Origin of the sequence: Salmonella sp. NW722 (assembly GCF_051702785.1) — a bacterium.
Classification (GTDB): domain Bacteria; phylum Pseudomonadota; class Gammaproteobacteria; order Enterobacterales; family Enterobacteriaceae; genus Salmonella; species Salmonella enterica.
In genome coordinates, this window is sequence record NZ_JAMMIN010000022.1 from 1 (window position 1) to 1,736 (window position 1,736).

Sequence of the window (1,736 nt, forward strand, 5' to 3'; positions counted from 1 at the left end):
TTTTCATCAGACAATCTGTGTGAGCACTGCAAAGTACGCTTCTTTAAGGTAAGGAGGTGATCCAACCGCAGGTTCCCCTACGGTTACCTTGTTACGACTTCACCCCAGTCATGAATCACAAAGTGGTAAGCGCCCTCCCGAAGGTTAAGCTACCTACTTCTTTTGCAACCCACTCCCATGGTGTGACGGGCGGTGTGTACAAGGCCCGGGAACGTATTCACCGTGGCATTCTGATCCACGATTACTAGCGATTCCGACTTCATGGAGTCGAGTTGCAGACTCCAATCCGGACTACGACGCACTTTATGAGGTCCGCTTGCTCTCGCGAGGTCGCTTCTCTTTGTATGCGCCATTGTAGCACGTGTGTAGCCCTGGTCGTAAGGGCCATGATGACTTGACGTCATCCCCACCTTCCTCCAGTTTATCACTGGCAGTCTCCTTTGAGTTCCCGGCCTAACCGCTGGCAACAAAGGATAAGGGTTGCGCTCGTTGCGGGACTTAACCCAACATTTCACAACACGAGCTGACGACAGCCATGCAGCACCTGTCTCACGGTTCCCGAAGGCACATTCTCATCTCTGAAAACTTCCGTGGATGTCAAGACCAGGTAAGGTTCTTCGCGTTGCATCGAATTAAACCACATGCTCCACCGCTTGTGCGGGCCCCCGTCAATTCATTTGAGTTTTAACCTTGCGGCCGTACTCCCCAGGCGGTCTACTTAACGCGTTAGCTCCGGAAGCCACGCCTCAAGGGCACAACCTCCAAGTAGACATCGTTTACGGCGTGGACTACCAGGGTATCTAATCCTGTTTGCTCCCCACGCTTTCGCACCTGAGCGTCAGTCTTTGTCCAGGGGGCCGCCTTCGCCACCGGTATTCCTCCAGATCTCTACGCATTTCACCGCTACACCTGGAATTCTACCCCCCTCTACAAGACTCAAGCCTGCCAGTTTCGAATGCAGTTCCCAGGTTGAGCCCGGGGATTTCACATCCGACTTGACAGACCGCCTGCGTGCGCTTTACGCCCAGTAATTCCGATTAACGCTTGCACCCTCCGTATTACCGCGGCTGCTGGCACGGAGTTAGCCGGTGCTTCTTCTGCGGGTAACGTCAATTGCTGCGGTTATTAACCACAACACCTTCCTCCCCGCTGAAAGTACTTTACAACCCGAAGGCCTTCTTCATACACGCGGCATGGCTGCATCAGGCTTGCGCCCATTGTGCAATATTCCCCACTGCTGCCTCCCGTAGGAGTCTGGACCGTGTCTCAGTTCCAGTGTGGCTGGTCATCCTCTCAGACCAGCTAGGGATCGTCGCCTTGGTGAGCCGTTACCTCACCAACAAGCTAATCCCATCTGGGCACATCTGATGGCAAGAGGCCCGAAGGTCCCCCTCTTTGGTCTTGCGACGTTATGCGGTATTAGCCACCGTTTCCAGTAGTTATCCCCCTCCATCAGGCAGTTTCCCAGACATTACTCACCCGTCCGCCACTCGTCAGCAAAGCAGCAAGCTGCTTCCTGTTACCGTTCGACTTGCATGTGTTAGGCCTGCCGCCAGCGTTCAATCTGAGCCATGATCAAACTCTTCAATTTAAAAGTTTGATGCTCAATGAATTAAACTTCGTAATGAATTACGTGTTCACTCTTGAGACTTGGTATTCATTTTTCGTCCGAGGACGTTAAGAATCCGTATCTTCGAGTGCCCACACAGATTGTCTGATAAATTGTTAAAGAGCAG

General features: G+C 52.6%; 1 rRNA gene. It reads right to left on the reverse strand.

The features are described from left to right. Positions 1-49: 49 nt before the first annotated feature. A 16S ribosomal RNA gene (locus NA330_RS23145) occupies positions 50-1,591 on the reverse strand. Positions 1,592-1,736 lie beyond the last annotated feature (145 nt).